Here is a 22,627-nt window from a genome sequence, read left to right on the forward strand (position 1 = left end):
ATCGTTTCAGTTTATTACTTAGCTAAATATAAATATTTTGCTTTTATCTTTTCTATTATAAACGCCAAATTTTATATTTTGCGACTTTGTAAATAAACACAGACCTTTTGGTTAAGCACAAACGCCCTATGTTTTTATACACTGTTGGCAGTAGTTATTTTATCTTCATTTCTAAGCTATGTACTAATGCATCTATTGAATTTCTTTTATGAATATTTAAAAGCTGTCTTTGGTTTTTTAGCAATAGATTCGGCTACTTTATTTTTTACCTGAGCTTGAATATTATCGTTCCAAGGTTTTCCTTGTGAAAGAAAAACAGATTTTAATCTATCAGACCATTTTTTGTTATTTCTAAACTCGGGTACATCTATTAAGACACCATATTCGCTTTCTAACTCTTTCTTATATGTTGAGACCTCAATACAATCTTCAAATTCTGAATCAGACATACCTCTACAATTGATGAATGTAGAATCTTTTAAGGCTAAATCTCCTGAATCAATAGCTTTTTGAAAGGCTTTCCTTCCAGCATCATCATTATCAAGGAGAACGTGATGGACGCATAGAGCGCTTCCTAATAATGTTAATTTGTATGATAAGTTACTTGCTCCTCCAATTTTCTCAATAGCAAGTAAATTTGAATTGATAGACTTTTTTAGTATTTCACTTAATTCAGGTAATAAAGATTTTAGAGCTGTAACATCTTCTTGCCCTTCAACTACTAATACATAATTCGCATTTTGAAGATTATCGGATGCTTTGATTCCTATTGTTTCACGAATTTGTCTTACGTTTTTAGCAGAAGTAACTTTACCAGATTCAACAATTATATTAGAACTAATATTTTCTCTATCAACAAATAATGGGTTATGTGTTGATACAATTACTTGGCTATTATTAGTTAAAGAATAAATAGTATCTCTTAAAATATGTATTGCTCCAGGGTGAAGATGTGACTCTGGTTCTTCAATAGCAACTAAAGATATAACTCCTTTTTCTAAAGACATATCTTTTAAAAGTGCCATAGCAGCTAAACTTTTTACACCATCTCCTTTGAATTCTAAACTTGTTCTATTTCCATCATCAATTTGAATATCAAGTTCTCTTCTTAGAGGACTTCTTCTTCTATTTTCTATAATATCAATCGAAACATCATTGATATTAGGTAATAGTTCACATAATGAACTCTTTATTTTTTCGGATAATTTATTCAAAACAGGTTTTTGTAAATCTTTAATAACAGATAGAGCTTTTTCATACTCAGGATTAAGATTTAATTTTGAAAGTTCAACTAAAGCGACTTCTTCAACAACCTTCATTGCTTGCTCGTCTGTTCTGATTGCTGGGATGTGATTAAAATGAATTCTCTTAGCAATGTATTCTGCAATTTGCTTTGATTTTGCATTTAATGTTTTTGAACCTCTTCCTTTTTTTATAACACTTATTTCAGGTTCAGAAGTTTTTCCGATTTTAACTTGAATTGGTAAAGTTCCATTAAGATTACATTTGATTTCTTTTTTAAATTCGATTACCTCTTCATCAGATAATTCAAATTCAAGTCTAAATATAGATTCTGTTTTTGATTTTCTTTCTTGTAATGATATTGGAAAATCTCTATTCCACACATAGTAACTAGATTCATTACTTCTAAACGAAACATATCTTCTTCTTCTTCCTCTAATTTCTGCATAATCTCTTAAGGTAGACATCACAATGTTTAAAGCCTTTAAAAGATTCGATTTCCCTTCGTTATTTTTACCTATAAGAATAGAGATATCCTTTAAAGGTGTTTTATAAGCTTTAGTTATACTTCTAAAATTTGTAACTGAAAAAGAGGTTAATTTCATTTAGTTTTTTTAATTACAGCCAACACACGTGTATAGCGTCAACATTAACTGTATACCCATTTTGCAAGCACTAATATAGTAAGATTTTTAGTATATCTTAGCCGCTAATACCTTAAACCAAAAAAAAGGCAAAAAACTTACGTCTTTTGCCTTACTACTAGAATAAAAATGCTATTAATTAATCCATGAGTAGTTTTGTTGTTTTGTAATTAGTCTGGTTACTTTTAATAGTACAGAAGTACATACCAGAACTTAAGTTTCCGCGTTGTAGCGTTACTTCGTTATTGCCATGTTTAACATCAACTTCTAGTTGTTTTACTAAACGCCCCACTTGGTTATACACCATAACTTGTACAGTTTCTGTTTGTGCAGCTGTAAAGTGTATGGTAGTTTGGTTATGCATTGGGTTTGGTATAGCTGTAGTTGCAATGGCGTTTGTTTCAACTTGCGAGGCTACAGTAAGTGTGCTGCTGGTTGAGAAACGTAATTGCTCTAAAGTCATTGTTTTTGTTTCTTGCTCGCCATTTTCGGCTAACATGGTAAATACAATTGAGGTTACATCGTTAGCATCAAGTGGTGTGCCGTTGCTAGATTCAAAATCTGAAAACATTAAGGTATAATCGGTTAAATCGTTAGTTAACTCTAGGCTTGTTTTGTATTGTTTTTCCCAGTTGTTTACGCTTGCCTTTACTAACCTTACTATTAATGTTCCTGTACCTTTAGCTTGTAATTTAAAGCTGTTATATTCGGTTAAATCTATGGCGTTGAACTTTGGTGTTAAGGCACGATAAGCGGCAATATAATCGCTTGTAGTTGCTTCTAGGTTTATGCTACGTTCTATAGCAAACTCATCGGCATTATAATCGGTATCATTTTCTTGTACGCTGTAATTCGTAACGGTTGTACTTGCTGCGGCATCATCGTATCCCCAAGGACCATCGGACATAAATAAATCGTCTGGTGTGGCAACACCATCGCCTATTCTAAACCCAATATCAAACAGGTTTCCTGCATCTACTTCAATGTTTGAAATATAATCGCCAGTTAAATTAATGGTTGTCGATACGTTTTCTACCGTTTCAGTTTCTGTAGCTCTTACACCGCCATCAAAAGCAACGGCTTCACTCCTATTTGTATTTACTACTTGTAAATTTAGTTTTCCGTTTTTGTAAGTTCCGGTTCTAACAAATACGGTTGGTGGTGTTGAGTTGTTATAGCTTGTTACAGGTTGTTGCACATCTAATAAACGAACTACTTCTTCTCCTAATTTTATTAAATCGTCTAAAGAATTAGACCAGATTTGAAAATTATAAAACCCAACGTTACTTTCATATTTATCAAGATTCCAGTGGCTTTCAATTCCAAAATTAGCGTTGTTGTTAATTGATTTTGCCGAAAGACTTAATACAAACTCTAAGCTACCATCAATATTTCTAATTAAAGATTTTATAAATTGTTGCTCGTTAATTTCTATAGTTGAAACAGATATTAATTGTGCGCCTAACAACCTATCGCAAATGTATTTTGTATGCTCGTAAACCCCTTTATCCGTTTTTAGTAATAAGATAGATGCAATGGCATCGTCATTTTTCATATAATCTACTGAATAAACTTCGGTAGCATTAGTAATTCCTATTAAATCTGTTGGCGAAGACTCGATAACAGCATCTTCATTTATAACATCTAAAGGCATAAAATCTGAAAGGTTAAAACCGTTACTTTTAGCTGCACTAGCTTTACCGTAATTTTTAGATTTTTTAAAACGTTTTGCTGAAGTTTTATCGAACTTGTAACTTGTTTTTGCTCTATTAAAATTACGTTTACTAATTTGTTGCGATAGTCTGTTATTACTTTCCAATCCACCTTCGTTTGCACTAGATGCCGTAGAAGACTCTAACACTGGGCAACCTGAATATCCTGAACATGAAGGGTCTTCGCAATCAATTAATCCGTCGCCATCATCATCAATACCATTATCGCAAATTTCTTGAGCTACCGGTGCCGTTGGACAACGAGCTCCATCATTTTGAGAGCTTGATGGTCCAAAGGCAAATAGATTAGAGTCCATTGTATTTGAACCTGTTAAATCTTGAACACTTTGAATAACGTAAATAGTTCCTGTTTGATTAGCCGACACATAAAAACGTCCCGAAGCATCAAAATAAACCGCTCCATAGGTATAATTTAAACCCGAAAGGATTGGTACAGCACCTAAGCTTTCCATACTTCCAGTTTCGGAATCAATTCTATATAAAATATTTGTGCCTTTTTCTAGAGCATATAATTTACCATCTACTGCATTAAATGCCCAGTCGTGAATACTAATGTTTTTTGATAGTGTTTTAGTTGCTAAATACTCGGTATAGGTTTCAGATTCTGGGTTTACATCAATAGCATAATACGTTGTTCCGCCACCTTTTATGTAATAAACACCATTAGAGCTAACATCTCCAATATAACGACTGCTATTTGGCAACTCGTCGATATAAAACGTTTCCGTTTCAAAATCTTTACCAATACGTACAATAGATTTTTGAGGCGTACTTAATGATCCCCAAATATAACCATCGGCAGGATTGTAAGCTGTTGCGTTTATATTACCTTCAGTAACATTGCTTGCTACTTCGTACGAGTTCCCTGAAGCTAAATCGACAGCATAAACATCGTTATATTGAAATAAGTAAGCACTATAATCGCAATTAAATGGTGCGCTTTGAGCGGTAAGTACGCTCGTTATAAGTAGTGATAGAAGTAATATTTTTTTCATGATTTGAGTTATTTATAGTACAAACTTATTGTATTAAAGGGCTTATTATTAAAATTTTCGCTAGATGAAATTTAAGTGTAGGTAAATGGTAGATTTGTGCCGTTAAGTGAATTAGCGTTTTACAAAAATGTTTGTAAAATAATGCCTTCCATTCACGTCTTCCTTAGATGAAATTCCCAAGTCTGTGAATTCTGGAGTTTCAATATTTTTTCTATGATTTTCACTTTTTAACCAAGCATTTACAATAGATTGTGCCGAAGAATAGCCAAAGCCAACATTTTCTGAAACACTTTTAGCATGCACATTTTTCTTTAGGTTTTCTAGTCTTTCAATAAAATAATCATGACTTGCTTCACCTTTTTCAACCATATATAAATTATGCAAAAAAGCTTCCTTTGATGCTTCAGCAAGAATATTAAGTTTAGATAAACCTCTTGAAACTCTGTAATCGTTAATAATTTCGGCAATATCATAATCCATTTGAGAATATTCTATTTGAATATGGGTAGAATTATATTGTTCCGGAATTTCTACATCTTCTTTAACAGAGCAGGATAAGAATGATATATTTAATAAAATGATGAGTAATAAAAAGGATAATTTTTTCATGAGGACTTGTTTAAATTCATGACAAAATTAATTTGAAAGGCCTTTGTATTTTTTTATTTTCGATTAGCCCATTTTCATGTATAGACGAATAGTTGTTTTTATCGGTTAAACTACCTTTTCAATACGAAAAAGGCAAAAGATTTCTCTTTTGCCTTTTGATATAACTTTAATTTAATTTTAAGATAATTGATTTACAACGCTAACTTACAGCAAATTAAGACGTTTCATTAACTCCGGGCGGTTGGAGCGACTCACTGGAATAACGTCCTTTTTAATAAGCACGCTATTGTCCTCGATATCTATAATTTTCTGAACATTTATAATATAAGAGCGGTGTACTTTTAAAAATAAATCGTTTGGTAGTTTGTCTGCAATCTTTTTTAAAGTGGAGTGTACGGTGTAATTTTTATCTTCAGTTTTAACTTGTATATAATCACCTTTAGCCTCTACCAAATAAATACTTGGTATATCTATTTTAATTAGGCGTCTATCAATATTAACATATAAATCGTTTCCTGAGCTTGATTCTGTTTTTTCTGAAGTTACTTTTTTAGTTGGTTTTCGCTTTACCCCAGATGCTTCAGCCTTTTGTATGGCTTTTTCAAAACGTGGTAATAACAAAGGTTTAACAAGATAATCTACAATACATTCGTACTCGAAAGCTTCAATTGCAAATTTAGGATCTGAAGTTGTTAATATTATTTTAGGCGGATTTTTTAGGGTCTGAATAAAATCGAATCCAGTAAAATCTGGCATATGAATGTCTAAAAATATAAGATCGACTTCATTTTGATTTAAATATTTTATGGCTTGCATTGCATTAGGAAACTCTTCAAGTAGATTTAAACTAGGAATATGCGTACATAGCTGAGTAATAATTGTTCTAGCCATGTCCTCATCATCAATAATAATACAATTCATAAAATAATATTAGATAGTAGTTAAGTAATCTGTAATAGCCTGCAAAATGGCGTCGAATTCTATTTTTCCAGACGTATTTTGCTCTAAAAGATTATTTTCATAATCATCGGCTACAGTATAACTTTTTTCAAGTCCTAAAATACTAATTTTATGTTTAAGTTTGTGTACATTTTCGGCAGCTTCTTTATAATTGTTCGCCGATATATTTTTTATGTAGATAGCTTTCTCCTCTGGAAACTCTCGTTTCACAACACCTATAAGCTTATCCTTAAAGGCTTTATCATCGCCAGACAGTTGATTTATATAAGATAAATTAGGTTGTTCCATAATTATTTTTTTATAGTAAAAAAGAATGTTGAACCTTCAGTAATTTTAGATTCAACCCAAATTTTACCGTTATAAAGTTCTACAATTTTTTTTACAATTGATAATCCAATACCCGACGAACCAGGTGTATTTTCTAATTTTTCGAAGGTTTTAAATATTTTATCAAAATATGTTTCCTCAATACCTTTTCCGTTATCTTTTATATAAAACTGCCAGTGTGTATTACAATCCTCTACACCTATTTCAATAATGCCTTTAGCTTTATCGTTATACTTTATAGCGTTACCAATTAGGTTTTGAAACAGTTGCTGTAACCTGTATTTATCGCCTTTTACCGTTGGTAAGCTGCTTTTTTTAATTGTAATGTGCTCTGGTACTTCAACACTATTTAAAATATCTTCAATTATAATATTTAAATCGACGTCGTAAACTTCGGTTTGGTTTTTTCCAATGGTTGAATATTCTAAAATACCACTAATTAAAGTATCCATTTTCTCAACATTAGATCGTATTAAGTTTAATGTTTTTTTACCGCTGTCATCAAATGTTTCCTGATAATCTTGAGCTAACCAAGCTGTTAACGTATCTATACTACGCAAAGGCGACTTTAAATCGTGAGAGACCATATGCGCATAATCACTAAGTTCTTGGTTTTGATGTGCAAGTTCGTTTAGCATAGACTGCCTTTGCTTGTTCATCTTAATGATCTCTTTAGTTTTATTATCAATAAAATCGACCAAATTAGAACCTGTTAGTTCTACAACTTCCGCCTGCTCGTCTTCTTTTAAATTATAAAACTTTAGCGTATCGATTACACTTTTTAATTTTTCAATAACTTCTTTTTGCTCATCTGCTTCATTTTGTAATTTTCGGTTTGCAGTAAATAATTCGTCAGAGCTAATGGACATTGCACGTTGAATCATTTTGGACTGTTCGTCAAAGTTATTGTACGATAAGTCTACAGCATTAAGAAACGTTGTTAATTCTTCATTGTTTTTTAATTCTTCACTTAAATATTTACGAATTTGTCTTTTTAAGAGTGAATTCATTATTCGCTTATTAGCGTTATGGTCATGGTTTGGTTATGTAATTGGCAAGCTACTTCACCGTGAAAAGGTGCTATTTCTCCGTAGGAATAAAAACCACTAATAACAGCGTCAGTACCTATTACTTCAATTACCTCTTCTATTTCTTCTTCAACGCGTTGGTCTAAAACTAATTTTCTGCCAATACAACTTACTAATAACGCTAATTCTGGTTTATTTTTTCTGTATTCCAATGCCTGTGTTGCTGCACGTTCTGATGCATTTGCAATATTATCTACATTAGTCATCATGAGCTGAACCTTAGAGTTCTCTTTAATATCTCCTGCTAATATTACCGCATTTTGTTCTTCATCTATGTTTAAAATAGACCTAACAATAGATTGGTTTTCGTCTGTAGATGTTACATTTAATGGGTACAACAATGCTGCTCCAGGTAAATCTTTAGCCTTTTCGCCTAAGTAACTCTTATATAAATCTAATGCCGGTTGGCCATCTAACTCATACAAAGTATTCCCTTCCGTTTTTGTTACTACACGTTCTGGTCCAAAAGGTGTCCATCCGCCATGAATAGAAAACGAGATCTCTAAGGTATCGCCATAAAAACCAATAGCGACTAACTCTCCTTCTTTAGGGTTTTCGTTGTAAGATGCTAATGTTTTTTCAAAACGATCATCATCACCACACAATCCACCTGTTATTAAAACATTGTCTTTGGTAGAGGCACTTAACCCTTTGGTTAGCTGACTTCCGTTAATAAAACTACCTTCTGAAACTACTAAAACATATTTTAAGTCGTCTTGCGGAAGTTGGTTTATTAAGTCGTTTCCTGTTTTATAACTATCTAAATCTGCGTTTAAAACATTACTTGTTTTAATAATAAATTTACTTTTTTCAAACTCGATAGCCGTTATAGTAATACTTTCTTGATTTACTGTATTAGATGAGATTTCTGCGCAAGACGATGCAAATACAATATGTCCGTCCGGAAAAAGCTGCTTTATTTCATTATAAACATTAGTATCTTCTAGCATATATCTATTACCAAAAACTAAAACTAAAGGTGCTTTTAGTTCTTGTTTAGGTTTAACATATTCCCAATCTTTATTTTTATGTTTTACTAATTGTACTGTTTTCATTACTTATTTTTTTAATGTGAAATAAAAAGTGGTTCCTACGTTTGGTTCACTATCTAACCATATTTTACCTTCGTGTAAGTCTATGATTTTTTTAACTATAGATAACCCTATTCCCGAGGACTCTTTACTTTTCTTTAAAGAATGGAATATCTTAAATATTTTATCGTGATACTTTTTTTCAATACCTATACCATTATCCTTAATTGAAAATTTATAGTGACTTTTTAAATCTTCAACATCTATAACAATACTACCACTAGATTTATCAATAAATTTTATAGAGTTACTAATTAGGTTTTGAAACACTTGTTGCAACTTGGTTTTATCTCCTCTTATTACTGGTAATTTATTTAAAAAACTAACCTTAATATGGTCTGGTTTATACATTATTTTAACCAACTCTGTAATAACCACATCTAAATCAACATCTACTTTTTCATTTTCATTTGTACCAACGCTAGAATAATTTAAAACATCTGTAATGAGTTGTTCCATTTTCTCTAAAGTAACATCAACAAGGTCTAAATTCTGCATAGTCACAGGGTCTAGCTTACCTTCATTATCTTGTTTTACCCAAGTTACTAAAGCATTTATACTACGTAGTGGTGATTTTAAATCGTGAGATACAATGTGTGCATACTCTTGCAAATCATCATTACTTTTTGCTAATTTTTCGAGTAAATTTTCCTTTTGAAGTTGTAAATTTTTTAACTCTGTAATATCAAAATTAATACCTATTGATCCTGTAATATTACCATCCAAATCATAATTTGGAGCTCCACTTACAAGCCAATACCTTACTTCTCCGTCCTTCTTTTTAATCCTTAATTCGTAAGACTCTGTTTTACCTCGTCTTCTTTCATTTATTTTTTCTTCTAACAGATCTCTATCATCATCTACAGGCAGCAGGTTAACACCATGTTTCCCAACAAGTTCTTCTTCGGTATAACCTGTCATATTCAACAAACTTTGGTTTACCATAATGATGCGGTCATTAAGATCGACCTCCACTAAACCTAAGTTCATGTTAGAAATTATATTGTAGTATTTAAGCTTTTCTGTTTCTAAACTTTTTCGATATTTTCGCTGTAATGTTATGTCTCTAACAATACCCTGGGCAGCAACGGGTATACCATCGTCATAAATAATACTAGCATTAATATGTACTAGTTTTTCCACCTTTTTATCGGTAAGTATGGTAACACTAAAATCTGTAATAGACCCTGTATTTAGTAGCATTTTAAAAGATTGTGCTACACGCTCCATTTCGTTAGGTTTTACCAAATTTAGAAGATTAAAATCTTCGTTAGAGTTGGTTAGTCCTAACAAACTTACTGCGGCATCATTAACTTTAAGTATGTTTCCTTCTAAATCTATAATAACATAGGCGTCTACAATGTTTTCGAAAACACCTTGTAATTGGGAGTCTGTTTTATTAAGTAAGGTTTCTAACTCGGCATACGATTTTTCAAGCTTTTGCTTAGCCTCATATAATTCGGCAGCCTTATTTTCTAGAATTTTTTCTGCTTGTTTTCTAGCTAGTTTTTCGCGAGCAAGTGCCCGCTGGAGCATGTCAATTTTGTCTTGACTCATTAATTTTTATTAATTAAAAACTTAACCTCTGTTCCGTCTTCTTTTAATTTTTCTAAAACAATGGTAGCAGTTGAATTAAAATGTTCGAATGTTTTGTTCATTAATCCTAAACCAAAATGATGCATTGCCCTACTCGATCTATAAATTACTATTAACGAATTTTCCGTTTTTTCCACAACTTCAAAAGTTGGTAATTCGGCATCTGGATAAATTTTTCTTACTTCTACATGTATATGATTTTCAATGGACGAAATCATTTCAATTGGATCTTTGTAAGTTTCTAAAAGCCCTGGATAGCTATCCTTTAATACGCTAAAGAAATGCTCTGAATAAACGAGTAATAGATCATCAATAGAAATTCCTGTATTTGCGCTTAAGTGTTCCAGTAATTGTAACATTTCTGAAAAACTATACGTACCAACTGCGGTATAAACTCCACCTGAATCTAAATTAGAAGCATTGATTATGTTATCAACCATTTCTAATCCAAATTTATCTTCAACTAACTCTAAAAACTCAGTAAAAACAATTCCTTTCATTAAATTTGCTTTAATTCGTTAATACTCCAATATGCTAATAACCTTTCCATTTTAGAAACGTAATCTTCATATTTTAAAGGCTTTAACACATATCCTGCAACGCCTATTTTATAACACTCTAGCAAATCTTTTTGATTACTTGAAGTTGTTAAAATAATAGTAGGTATATATTTTAAAACATCATCATTTTTAAGAATACCTAAAAATTCAATTCCATTAATTTTAGGCATATTCAAATCTAACAAAATAATGTCAGGTAATTCATCTTTTTTCTTTAAAATTTTTAAGGCATCTTCACCATTATTAGCTTCAATAACTTTGTGATTAAGTTGAAGTTGTGAAATTGTTCGATTAAACTTCATGATTTCAATCATGTCGTCCTCAATTAGTAGAATATTTAATGTCTTGTCCATTTTGATGCTATATATTTACCGTAAAAGTATTATAAATATGCAGTAAACAGATTAGAGTTCGCTTATTCCAATTTAAGTGTCGATGAATACCGATTAAGTGTCGACGAATGGATTTTACACCATTTTACTTAACTAATACTACTTTCTTAAAATTGCTTTTTGGGGCTTCGCAAAGTGAACACTCGTAGGTATTTGGTAAGCTATCAAAAGGTGTTTTGGCAGGTATATTTTGGGTAAGGTCGCCATACGTTTCATCGTAAATAGTCATACAATCCGAACATTGATGCACTTCTTCCTCTATGGTTTCTTGAATGGTTAAATTTTGATCTTCTTCCTCACGCTCTGATCCTAATTGCTCGAAATACAACTGACTTAACTCCATTAGCAAACCCGGTAACTCCACCTTATCCACATCTTGTACATGTGTAATGTATTCGCGTGTGTTGGTATCGAAATTTTTAGCGTACAGTAAATTATAGGTATCTCTAATTTTAAAATCTTTGATAGTTTGAGGTTGTCTGTTTTTTTCTATAACTATAGATGTAAAATTATAAGTATCACTATCAAAATTTGTAATACCAAAGGTTAAGCCATAAGTACTAATATCATTTTGATCAAAATTATTAACCAAATACTTTTTTAAATTTAAAGCACTTTCGTCGTTAACTGGTAAATGCCAATTCATTTCTAACATAGAATGGCGCACATTAATACCAAACTTACCCAATAATTTTTCCCATTTTAGTTTAGACTGCAACGGGATCCCTTTTACAATAAAAGATTTCCATGGTGTTATGGATATTTTACCAATTTTATTTTCGGAACACAAATCGCACATAGCCTTTAAAAACTTAAGGTCGTAACGATTATTTCGCCAATACAAGCCTAACCAATACCTATCGGATCCTATTCTATTCATGCCTTCGTAATACGGGAATGGGTAAAATGGTACTTCTAGTGGTTTATCGACCGTTCTGTTATTCGTATCAACAGCATCACTTACTAAATCGAACACAGTTTCAATGGTTTCAGGTTCTTCTATAAGAATGTTTTCTATAGCAAATTCAATTTTATCCATATCCCAGCTATAAATAAGTGCTGGGTACATTTTGGTTTCTTTCCAACCTGGTAGCCTTACAAATAAATACCAATAATCTTCATGATCTGAGGCTATAAAATTCACATTACCGGTAAACAGTGGTACAAGTTTTTGTTTTGGGTCTATAACATTAATACGCAGTTTTGGATCATGTTTAAATTGCTCTAAAACATATAAATACCTATCACTTGTTAACCACGAAGTACTTGGTAAAATTTCTGCCGAAACGTATGATGACGCTATATTTTCTATGCCATCGCGTTTAGGTTTTACAAATTGAATTTTATTGAATTGATCGAACTTACTTTCATCTATTTCCTCAGGAAAAATAATATCCTGTCTAGACCCAAAGGATATAGCATCTAAACCTAAACCTTCTGCAGCCTCACAAATGTATTTTAACTCGCCTGGAGATAAAACACCTCCGTTTATCATTAATCTATATGGTTCTATCATTATGCTAAGACTTTAGAATTTTGAAGTATTTCTCTAACTTGGGTTTTACAACTACCGCAGCCTAATCCTGCTCCAGTTTTATTACACAGTTCTGTAAAATCTGTACAGCCAGAAGCTATGGCTTCCTGAATATTACCTGCACCAACCTGACTACAAGAACACACTAACTCCCCTATTACCGGTACATCGTTTGATGCGCCTCTAAGCAAAGTATCGCGTTTATCGGCCATTTCAATTTTACTTTCAATCATGGTTTTAAATTCGGCAAATTCATTTTTATCGCCCATTAAAACCGCGCCAATCAATAAATCATCTTTTACGATACACTTTTTATAATAACGCTTTTTAATATCTGTGAAAATAATCTCTTCGTAACTACTATCGTTATCTGGCACATTAATATCGCCAATACTACACAGATTTAGGTCGTTAAATTTTAAGATATTCATTAACACCGATCCGTGATATGAACAACTAATATCGCCAGCAATAAAGTTAGCTAATATATTAGCTTGTTCTTCTGCTGCCGAAGTAATACCGAATAATTGATTATTATACTCTGCTATTTCACCTATGGCAAAAATATCGGGATCTGATGACTGTAAATGTTGATTAACAATAACCCCTCTACGACATGCAATACCATTAGTTCTTGCTATTTCTACATTTGGAATAGTTCCTATAGCATACACAATAGCGTTTGCTGTTATAAACTTTCCACTTTTTAAAGTAATGTTTAATTCTCCCGTATCCTCATCATCAAACACCGTACTAACTTCATTATCAAAATAAATTTGAATGCCTCGTTCCTGCACATCTAAGGCTAATAATTTACTAGACACCTTATCTAATTGGCGCTCCATTAAGCGCGAACCACGCTGTATTATGGTAATTTTAGCGTTTTTATGTTTCATGGCAGCTGCAAGCTCTAAGCCTAATAAACCACCACCAACAATTACGACATGTTGTTCTTCTGGAGGCAAACCTGTAGCCTCTAAATGAGCTTTAAAGCTATCGGCATCCGTTTTGTTTCGCATGGTAAAACGACCAGGTAAATCGATCTGAACATCTTTAGGAACAAAAGCGCGACTACCAGTAGCTAATATTAATTTATTAAAATCATGCTCTACGTTATTACTATCGGTAACCCGTTTTGCTTTTTTATCTATTTTGGTTATAAATGTTTCGGGATGAAGTTGAATGTTAAGCTTTTTTAGCTCCTTTTGTTTAATTTTAAGTAATTGTTCCCATGATAATTCTTCGGTAACATACTCCGGTAACAAGACTCTATTGTAGAATAAATTCGGTTCCTTTGAAAACACGTGAATTTCATCTACCTCGTTGTATTCTCTATAGTTTTGTACAAACCTGAAGGCTGCAGCACCAGCACCAACTACAATAATTTTTTCAGCCGCTTTTTTATATTTAGCAACCGATACACGAGTAAATTTAAAATCTGGTTCTTTTGAAAAAGGATCGACATGTGTATTAGTTAAATTATTTGCCCTGTTTAAATTACTTTGTAATTGTTTACCCCAATGCATTGGTAAAAACACGACGCCTTTTTTAATGGTGTCTGTAACTTTTGCACGCACTCTAACAACTCCATTTTCGCTTTTAATTTCCGTAATATCCCCGTTTTTAATTTTATTTAAAAAAGCATCTACCGGATTTATTTCTAAAACAGGCGTTGGGTAATGTGTTTTTAAACGTGATACCTTGCCTGTTTTTGTCATGGTGTGCCATTGGTCTCGAACACGACCTGTGGTTAATATTAACGGGAAATCGCTGTTTGGTAATACCGATGTATTTTCGGTTACACTTGGTAAATTAAACTGTGCTTTTTTACTTGGTGTATAGAATATTTTATCTTCAAAAAGTCTTGGAGTGCCTTGATGCCTATGTTCTGGAACTGGCCACTGAAATGTACCTTCGCTCTTTAAACGATCGTAATTTAAAAAAGACACATCAATATTTGTTCCCTTGGTCATAGACGCATATTCATCGTAAATTTCGCTAGCATTATTAAAATTGAAGCCTCTAAAGCCCATGCGTTGTGCAAAATCACAAAATATTTCGACATCTGGTCGCGCTTCACCTGGTGCTTCTATTTCTTTTGGTAAATATGAAATACGACGCTCTGAATTAGTCATAGTTCCTTCCTTTTCCAACCAACCAGCAGCTGGTAAAACTAAATCGGCAAAACCTACGGTATCCGATTTATGAGATATCTCTTGAACCACAACAAACTTAGCGTTTTTCATGGCTTTTTCTACTCTATTTAAATTTGGTAAGCTAACTAAAGGGTTTGTACACGCAATCCAAACCGCTTTTAATTTTCCGCTTTCCAAGGCATCGAACATTTCGGTTGCCGTTAATCCAGGTTTAGGGTTAATCTTATCGACTCCCCAAAACTCGGCAACTTCACGACGATGTTCTGGATTTAGTAAATCTTTATGAACCGCCAATAAATTTGCCATTCCTCCTACCTCGCGTCCGCCCATAGCATTAGGCTGTCCGGTTAAAGAAAAAGGTCCTGCTCCAGGCTTTCCTATTTGCCCTGTAATTAATGATAAATTGAGTAGTGACACATTTTTATCTGTACCCACCACACTTTGGTTAAGTCCCATGGCCCACATACTTATAAAACCTTTGGATAGCCCTATAATATCTGCTGCTTTTCTAATATCTTTTTCTTCAACACCACATAATTTTGATGCTTGTTTTAAAGAGGTTTTAAAAATTAATTCCTTGTACGATTCAAATCCTTGTGTATGATTCTTTATAAAATCTTCATCAATTAAACCACGCTTATACAAACATCTTCCAATGGCGTTGTATAAAATAATATCCGTTCCAGGGAGTAATTGCAAATGTAAATCGGCAAAACTAGCCGTATCCGTTTTTCTCGGATCTATTACAATAATTTTAACCTCTGGATTATCCTCTTTACGTTTTTCTATCCTTCTAAATAAAATAGGATGACACCAGGCAGGATTTGCTCCAGTAATTAAAAATGTATCTGCTAATTCTATATCTTCATACGAAATAGGAACACTATCTTCTCCAAATGTTTTTTTATAACCTACCACTGCCGAACTCATACATAAGCGTGAGTTTGTATCAATATTATTAGTACCTATAAATCCCTTTGTAAGTTTATTAGCTATGTAATATTCTTCTGTTAAACTCTGACCCGACACGTAAAAACCTACGCTATCTGGACCATGTTTTTTTATTATAGATTTAAAAACGTTGGCCGCTCTATCTAATGCATCATCCCAACTTACGCGTTCTCTTGGGTGCGAACGACTCCAGCGCATTTCTGGATATAAAATTCTATCGGAAGTATCATTAGCTACATAATGCAAATTCATCCCTTTGGAACATAGCATGCCTTTGTTTACCGGGTGATCTTTATCGCCTTCAACAAACACCTTGTTATTGCTGTCTTTTTTTACAATAATCCCGCAACCAACACCACAATAAGAACACGTTGTTTTTACTTCGCTTTTAATCATAGAGACTTACATTTTACACTAATTAATGCATTTTACTTCCAGTAAACAAATGCACAACTCATTATTCTTAATACCTTAAAAAAGGTAGTTATAATTTAAACTATATCAAATATTATAGTATTAAAATAATTTTTTAACGAACAGGAATTAAATCTTTTTCGCCAACCGCAGTATCCATTTCTGCCACTTTTTCGTCTTCTGTTGAAAAACGTATAGCTAAAGCAGAAATAGCTGTAACAACCACTACAATACCAATAATAAAATAACCACTAGAAACTGCTGCCGATGAAGCCGCAGATTGTGCCGCTTCTATAGCTGCTTCTCCCATACCTTGATTAGCTGCAATGGCTGCTTTTTCTGCCACTGCCGATTGAGATTTTAATAACATAGCAGCTAAAAATGCGCCCACATTTCCTCCCGCTCCTACTATACCAGAAACAGAACCAATAGCCTTTTTATTAATAAACGGTACTACCGAAAAAGTAGCGCCTTCGGCCATTTGGACCGACAAACTAAACAATATTAAAAAACAGATACCTATCGCTATACTAGTTGTCGCAGAAAAAGTAATAAGCATAAAACCTTGAATAGCTAGAATAGCTGCTAAAAAAATAACACGACCTCGTAAGCCTTTTAATTTACCAAATCGATCTCCAAAGAAACCTCCAAGTGTTCTTGCAAAAATATTCATTAATGCGAAAGACAGTACAAGGTTTCCGGCAGTAACTCGTTCTAACTGAAATGTGTTTTGCAGATAATCATCCATAGTACCATAAACAGTAAGCTCTATACCAAATGAGGCCGCATAAACAAAAAACAAAATCCATGTTCTGTAATCTTTCAATACGGTTGCAAAACTTACTTGGTCTTTTTTCCTTTCTATTTCGATACCCGATTCCTTTAAATCTTTAAAATTACCTTGTGGTGTATCTTGTGTGAAAAAGTAATACACTATGCCCATTAGGAAACAAACCGCACCAGCAATAACCATAGAATATCTCCATGCCTCGCCTTCTGCAATACCAAAACTTACTACTCCAGCAGCAATAATTGGCATACCTAATCGGTTGGCGCCACCACCAAGATTTCCCCAACCTGCCGACGTTGCATTTGCAGTACCAACTATATTTGGAGCAAACATTAATGAGGTATGTACTTGAGTAATTACAAATGATGCACCAATAAAACCAATAAATAAACGGCAAATTAAAAACTGCGTAGGTGTTTGGACTAGTCCGCATAATATAACGGGAATAGCTCCTAACATAAGTAACCATGTATAACATAACCTAGGACCATATTTATCACATAATTTACCAATAAGTAAACGGGCAAATACAGTTCCTGAAACCGCAAGAATTATAGAGTTCCATTTCTGATCTGGTGTTAAACCAAGTTCTTTAACCACATCTGGCATAAAAGGCACAATACCAAACCATGCAAAAAAGCATAAGAAAAATGATATAGCCGTTATCCAAAACGTACGTATAGAAACATTTTTTAAGTTAAATAAATTTAATGTGGTTGATTTACTTTGTGTTGTAGTATCCATAATTAAGTAATTTATACGTACAAAACTAAGTATATTTACTTAATTTACGTTAAACACAAATAAGTATTTAAAAAGAAATATGATATTACTAATTAAAGAATGTCAATTTTGTAGAATCCCTAAAATGAAGAAAATAATTTAGAAAATATTAAGAATATGAAAATAGTCATTACCCAAAAAGCGTAATCAAAGAGAAAATGTAAAATATAATTATTAATACCCAGAGACTAATGTGAGCATTCCAAGAAGCCATATTACTATTTTTAAAACTGATAGAATCCTTCTCATTTAGCTTATAAATTAATAACAAACTCGCCAAAACAAAACTGATAATACCAGAATATAAAGGATAATCTTCTATAAACTGAATAATATAACTTTTAACTGAATCCATGCTTTAAAATTACATAGTTGTAAATAAAGCTGAAAGTACTAAGAGCCCTATATTATTTTTTATTTTCGTCTACAAAAGCATCTTTAAATTCGATTTCATCGTCAATTTTACCCTTAAAAGCTTTAATCCAAGCGTTACTAAATATATTTATTACAGTAGGCCACACGCTACCTTCTACGTTGTTTAAATCGCCCTCTAGAGGAATTTTAGTCGCAATAGTATTAGTGCTTTGATTTTTAAGAATAAATTTAAAAAAGCCTACTAAACCTTCCCATAGCACTTCTAAAAACTTATCATTTTTACCTATAAGTTTACTATTTTCAAGTAGCGGTTTCATATACCCCTTTAAATGACCGTCTGCAATAGCAATCTCGCTAAATAACTCGAAGTTCCCAGATTCAAAATCTATACCTGCATAATGACTTGTAAAATCATTAAGGGCTTTTATATTTGCTTTTTCTAGGGCAAACGATACGTCCATATCTGGTATTTGCTTTACTAAATTTATTTGGCCATCTAAAGTCATTTTGCCACCGCCAATGGAAACTCCTGTCGCATGAATTGGAGATGGCAAGGTTCTGTTTTTTTCAACAACATTTCTCAAGTTTGTTGCTGTAAGTTCTAGATCATCAAAATGTAAATCGATATTTGGGTCTGTTCCTAGCTCAACATAAGCAATTTTACCTTTATGAATAGTAAATTCATTAACATCAATAGGTACAATTTCGGTTAAAGCTTTCGTCCAATCATCGACACTAACATCTGAATCTGTAGCATTTTGATCTTCAATTACATAAATCACTTCGGGATTATGCATGACAATTTCACTAACTATTTTGCCCTTAAATAACGAGCGCCATTCAATAGAAATATCACTTTTAGGGAAATTTAAAAACGGAACTTCTGTTTTAGCTTTCAACTTATTTAAATACATACCATCAATTACGTATGCCCCACGATACAAAGCAATATCTACATCCTTAACTTCACCATAATATCCTGGTATATCGGCTAAGGTTTTATTAATTTGATTTTTAACAAACGTAGGCAGATAAAACCTAAGCACAACCAAAAGCCCTAACACTATAAGAGGAATAGTGAAACGCTTCTTTTTATAAATTTTTCGATTTTTTGGGGTTTCCATTCGCAACTAATTTTTAAACAAAGGAACGTATAAAAGCGTTAATTTCGTTGCCTTATCGGTATAAGTATTAACGCACTTGCGATAAGTAAACCTTAAGCTAATCCAAACTCTTTAGCTTTATTATTAAGCTCCATTAAATTTTTAACATCTAATTTTTTCATGAGGTTAAAACGATGCACTTCTGCAGTACGCTTACTAATTTTAAGCTCCTCGGCTATATCTTTATTGTTTTTAAGCTGAAGCACTAAATTTAGTATTTGCTTTTCGCGTTTAGTAAGTTTAAAAGGATCTTCCTTTACCTCTTTCTTAGTAGCAACCGCTGCATTTGTGTTACCGTTTACAAAGTTATTCATAATAATAGAAGACACATCGCCCGTAAAATATTTTCCGCCAGCAGCTACATTATGTACCGCTTTTAAAAACTCTTCTTTACTAGCACCTTTTAATAAGTACCCATCGGCCCCAGCTTGAATTGCTTTTACTACGTATTCTTCTGAATCGTGCATAGAAAGTACCAAAGTGCGCACATCTGTATACAATTTATTAATCTCGCCTACAGCCTCTATACCATTCATTTCGGGCATACGAATATCTATAATCAATACATGCGGTTTGTTTTTGGCAACCACTTCTAAAGCTTCTTTTCCATTTGATGCCTCATCAATTACCACAATTCCCGTTTGATCTTCTAAAAGCGCTTTAATACCATCTCTTACTAGAACATGGTCGTCAGCTAAAACTACATTAATTACATCCATAAACTTATATATGATAGCTCAAAAATACGTATATAAAAGAAAAATACGTATATATTTTTTAAGAATTGCTTTGATAATATTACTCATAAATATCCTCTAAAGGAATATTAAGAGTCACTCGAGTTCCCTGTCCTGCTCCCGAGGTTACAAAAATGCGTCCGTTTATATATTTAATCCGCTCTTTCATAAACGTCATTCCCATACCGCCATCGCCCATTTTTACATGCTTAACATTGTCTGGATCGAAACCTTTACCGTTATCGTCAATAACAATACTTAACATGCTATCGCTATGCGATAAAGAAACCAAAATATGCGTAGATTCGGCATATTTAATAGCGTTATTAATAGCTTCTTGAGTAATTCTATAAATATTTATTTCGGTAAGCGAATCTAGTCTCTTATTAAAATCTGTTTTATTGAAAAGAATAATATCCTTACCTGTTAATCTTGCTAACTCTTGCGTTAACTTAGTAATTGCTGGCACAATACCATGGTCTGATAATTCTGGTGGTGTTAAATTAAAAGTTGCTGTTCTAACCCCTTTTATAATGTTAGTCGTTAACTCCTTTAAATATTCAATTTTAACGGTTGCTTTCTCAATATCTTTGGTATCAATACTTTCTAGGTTATATTTTAAACCAGTAAGCATTTGTCCTATACCATCGTGAACATCTTTTGCAATACGACTTTGCTCCTTTTCTTGGTTTTCAATAATCTTGCTAGAAATTATTTTTTGCTGACTCATACGTTCTTCAAAACGTTGCGTATTAAGTCTACTTATTTCTAATTGGGCTAATTTACGCTCAGTAATTTCAGAAGCAATAATTAGTATTTCAGATTTCTCATTTGTAGGATTGTAAGGAATAATGGCCATTTCGAGCCAGATTACATCTTTAGTTTTTGTGGTAGCTTTTACTTCGCCTTGCCAACCCGTTTTTTTGTACTTATTAATTAGATCTTCTATTATAACTTGTTCATTTTCTTCGGTAGACAACACCTTCCAGAACATGGTAGAATTATTAAATTTTGAAAATTTAAATAATCTGGAAAACTTATTTCCTAAATGAACAATACTACCATTGGGCAAAATACGAGCAAACAATAGCGTGTCTTCCATAACACGACTTAGTGCGCGCAGTTCTTTTATAGATTTTTCTTTGGCAAGACTGAGCTCATCGGCATCGAAAGCCATCTTTTTAGCACGTTTTTCGGCAAGTAACAAGTCGGCTAAAACAGATTTTACAGATTTTGCTGCCGGCCAAAATATAAATAAAAACTCGGCTAAAAGAATTAATAAGGTTAATGCTGTTAACCAAAATTCTAGTTGCCTTAACCGGTCTACTTTAGCGTTAGCCTCAAGATCATATTGATTTACAATATCATCCATGATACTTAAAAAAGTAGATTCGTACGCTTTAACTTTTTCTACATCCTCTTTATAATTCTCATTGGAAAAGTCTGGAAATAGCTCAATTATATTAATGATAGACTGTGAAGCCGTACTTATAGAGTCGAAAATAGGATTTAACCGCTTAAACTTTTCATTAATGTCTTCGCTATTATTATTTGGTAACCCTAAACTATCATTACCTTTTTGAAGTGCATGATGCGATAAAGACCAAAGATGAAGTGTCTCTTTGATTTTTTCCTTTAGAAAAATACGATTACTTGCATTAGTTCCTACTGATATTGAGAGGACATCTTTGGTAAGTTTCTGACTTAACATTCGCTGACGACCAGCAACATTAATTACGGTAGAATCGCTTTCCTGATCGCTTAAATGTGTACGTATTAAAACCTGACTTAAAACCACCGATATAGCGATGGTAAATAAGGCAATAATGTATAAACGGCGTAATTTATCAAACGTGCTTTGGTCTAATGAATTACTTGATTTAATCATACGTATGGTTTAAGAAATAGCCTGTTTTACTAAGGCTAAACTTTTTTCAGAAAAAGGTAAACCTAAAGCAGCTTCATGACCTTTATTGGACATTTTTACCCAGGTTTTTTTTAGAATATCAATTATTTTATCGTCGCTATGCTTAGCAGCAAACTCCTCAAAATAATAATCTAGAAACACCAAACAAATAGTATCTTCTAAGGTTTGAGATTCTTCGTTTTTCTTAATTAATTTTTTAAGAATTATGGCCTTAACTCTATCGCAAAATTGCTCATCAAAACCCACTTGTTTTAAAATATCGACAGTTAAATCGGCATGCATTTTCTTTAATGTTTCACGCCATTTTAAATACCCTACACGATCCATTGGATATTCGTCTCTACCAATTTTCCAACGACAAATATGTTGTGCGCGTGCAGCGATTTGTAATGCTTTGGATGCATTAGGCTCAAACTGCAATAACTTCCTTGTCATACGTTGCGAATACAACAGTTCCTTTGGGTAACTCATACCTGCAACTTCGTAGGTATTAATATCTTCGGAGTTTGCTTTATCAATTAAAGCAATGGCAGTTTCAAATCTGGTAGGCTTCATATTTT

Annotated in this window: 17 protein-coding genes; all 17 read right to left on the bottom strand. The window is 32.8% G+C overall.

Features of this window, described 5'->3' with window-relative positions:
* Positions 1 to 206 precede the first annotated feature (206 nt).
* The 17 genes from AAFN75_RS16885 to AAFN75_RS16965 all read right to left on the bottom strand — a co-directional run bounded on the left by AAFN75_RS16885 (position 207) and on the right by AAFN75_RS16965 (position 22,622).
* The gene (locus AAFN75_RS16885) at positions 207 to 1,847 is read right to left on the bottom strand and encodes an ATP-dependent nuclease (RefSeq protein ID WP_411807472.1); all 1,641 of its coding nucleotides are present in this window, start codon (positions 1,845 to 1,847) and stop codon (positions 207 to 209) included.
* A gap of 178 nt (positions 1,848 to 2,025) precedes the next feature.
* Positions 2,026 to 4,614 carry a DUF6923 family protein gene (locus AAFN75_RS16890; protein ID WP_411807473.1) on the bottom strand — a complete coding sequence of 863 codons (2,589 nt, stop codon included), beginning with the start codon at positions 4,612 to 4,614 and terminating at the stop codon, positions 2,026 to 2,028.
* A 111-nt stretch (positions 4,615 to 4,725) separates the two neighbouring features.
* Positions 4,726 to 5,223 (bottom strand): CAP domain-containing protein, encoded by a 498-nt coding sequence (locus AAFN75_RS16895; RefSeq protein ID WP_411807474.1) that lies wholly within the window; start codon positions 5,221 to 5,223, stop codon positions 4,726 to 4,728.
* Positions 5,224 to 5,427: 204 nt separating this feature from the next.
* On the bottom strand, positions 5,428 to 6,144 hold the full coding sequence (locus AAFN75_RS16900) for a LytR/AlgR family response regulator transcription factor (protein ID WP_411807475.1): 717 nt from the start codon (positions 6,142 to 6,144) through the stop codon (positions 5,428 to 5,430).
* Between the two features lie 9 nt (positions 6,145 to 6,153).
* A complete protein-coding gene (locus AAFN75_RS16905; protein WP_411807476.1) occupies positions 6,154 to 6,471 on the bottom strand; it encodes an Hpt domain-containing protein in 318 nt (105 codons plus the stop codon).
* 2 nt (positions 6,472 to 6,473) lie between these two features.
* A complete protein-coding gene (locus AAFN75_RS16910) occupies positions 6,474 to 7,520 on the bottom strand; it encodes a sensor histidine kinase (protein WP_411807477.1) in 1,047 nt (348 codons plus the stop codon).
* On the bottom strand, positions 7,520 to 8,653 hold the full coding sequence (locus AAFN75_RS16915; RefSeq protein WP_411807478.1) for an FIST signal transduction protein: 1,134 nt from the start codon (positions 8,651 to 8,653) through the stop codon (positions 7,520 to 7,522). Before AAFN75_RS16915 ends, AAFN75_RS16910 begins: the two co-directional genes overlap by 1 nt.
* Before the next feature lie 3 nt (positions 8,654 to 8,656).
* On the bottom strand, positions 8,657 to 10,246 hold the full coding sequence (locus tag AAFN75_RS16920) for a PAS domain S-box protein (RefSeq protein WP_411807479.1): 1,590 nt from the start codon (positions 10,244 to 10,246) through the stop codon (positions 8,657 to 8,659).
* A complete protein-coding gene (locus tag AAFN75_RS16925; RefSeq protein ID WP_411807480.1) occupies positions 10,246 to 10,785 on the bottom strand; it encodes a heme NO-binding domain-containing protein in 540 nt (179 codons plus the stop codon). The genes AAFN75_RS16920 and AAFN75_RS16925 overlap by 1 nt, the downstream gene beginning before the upstream one ends.
* Positions 10,785 to 11,198, bottom strand: a complete 414-nt coding sequence (locus AAFN75_RS16930; protein WP_144117528.1) for a response regulator — start codon at positions 11,196 to 11,198, stop codon at positions 10,785 to 10,787. The genes AAFN75_RS16925 and AAFN75_RS16930 overlap by 1 nt, the downstream gene beginning before the upstream one ends.
* A 124-nt stretch (positions 11,199 to 11,322) precedes the next feature.
* Positions 11,323 to 12,753, bottom strand: coding sequence for a rubredoxin (locus AAFN75_RS16935; RefSeq protein ID WP_411807481.1), 1,431 nt, complete (start codon positions 12,751 to 12,753; stop codon positions 11,323 to 11,325).
* Positions 12,753 to 16,274 carry a molybdopterin-dependent oxidoreductase gene (locus tag AAFN75_RS16940; RefSeq protein WP_411807482.1) on the bottom strand — a complete coding sequence of 1,174 codons (3,522 nt, stop codon included), beginning with the start codon at positions 16,272 to 16,274 and terminating at the stop codon, positions 12,753 to 12,755. The genes AAFN75_RS16935 and AAFN75_RS16940 overlap by 1 nt, the downstream gene beginning before the upstream one ends.
* Before the next feature lie 133 nt (positions 16,275 to 16,407).
* Complete coding sequence (locus AAFN75_RS16945) at positions 16,408 to 17,826, bottom strand: MFS transporter (RefSeq protein WP_411807483.1); 1,419 nt, start codon at positions 17,824 to 17,826, stop codon at positions 16,408 to 16,410.
* A gap of 446 nt (positions 17,827 to 18,272) precedes the next feature.
* Positions 18,273 to 19,364: a DUF748 domain-containing protein gene (locus AAFN75_RS16950; RefSeq protein WP_411807484.1), complete on the bottom strand. Its 1,092-nt coding sequence runs from the start codon at positions 19,362 to 19,364 to the stop codon at positions 18,273 to 18,275.
* 92 nt (positions 19,365 to 19,456) lie between these two features.
* Positions 19,457 to 20,122 carry a response regulator gene (locus AAFN75_RS16955; RefSeq protein ID WP_411807485.1) on the bottom strand — a complete coding sequence of 222 codons (666 nt, stop codon included), beginning with the start codon at positions 20,120 to 20,122 and terminating at the stop codon, positions 19,457 to 19,459.
* A 79-nt stretch (positions 20,123 to 20,201) separates the two neighbouring features.
* Positions 20,202 to 22,028, bottom strand: coding sequence for an ATP-binding protein (locus tag AAFN75_RS16960; RefSeq protein WP_411807486.1), 1,827 nt, complete (start codon positions 22,026 to 22,028; stop codon positions 20,202 to 20,204).
* A 9-nt stretch (positions 22,029 to 22,037) separates the two neighbouring features.
* On the bottom strand, positions 22,038 to 22,622 hold the full coding sequence (locus AAFN75_RS16965; RefSeq protein ID WP_411807487.1) for a DUF4202 domain-containing protein: 585 nt from the start codon (positions 22,620 to 22,622) through the stop codon (positions 22,038 to 22,040).
* Positions 22,623 to 22,627: the final 5 nt, after the last annotated feature.

This window comes from Algibacter sp. AS12 (genome assembly GCF_046736315.1).
Classification (GTDB): domain Bacteria; phylum Bacteroidota; class Bacteroidia; order Flavobacteriales; family Flavobacteriaceae; genus Algibacter_B; species Algibacter_B amylolyticus.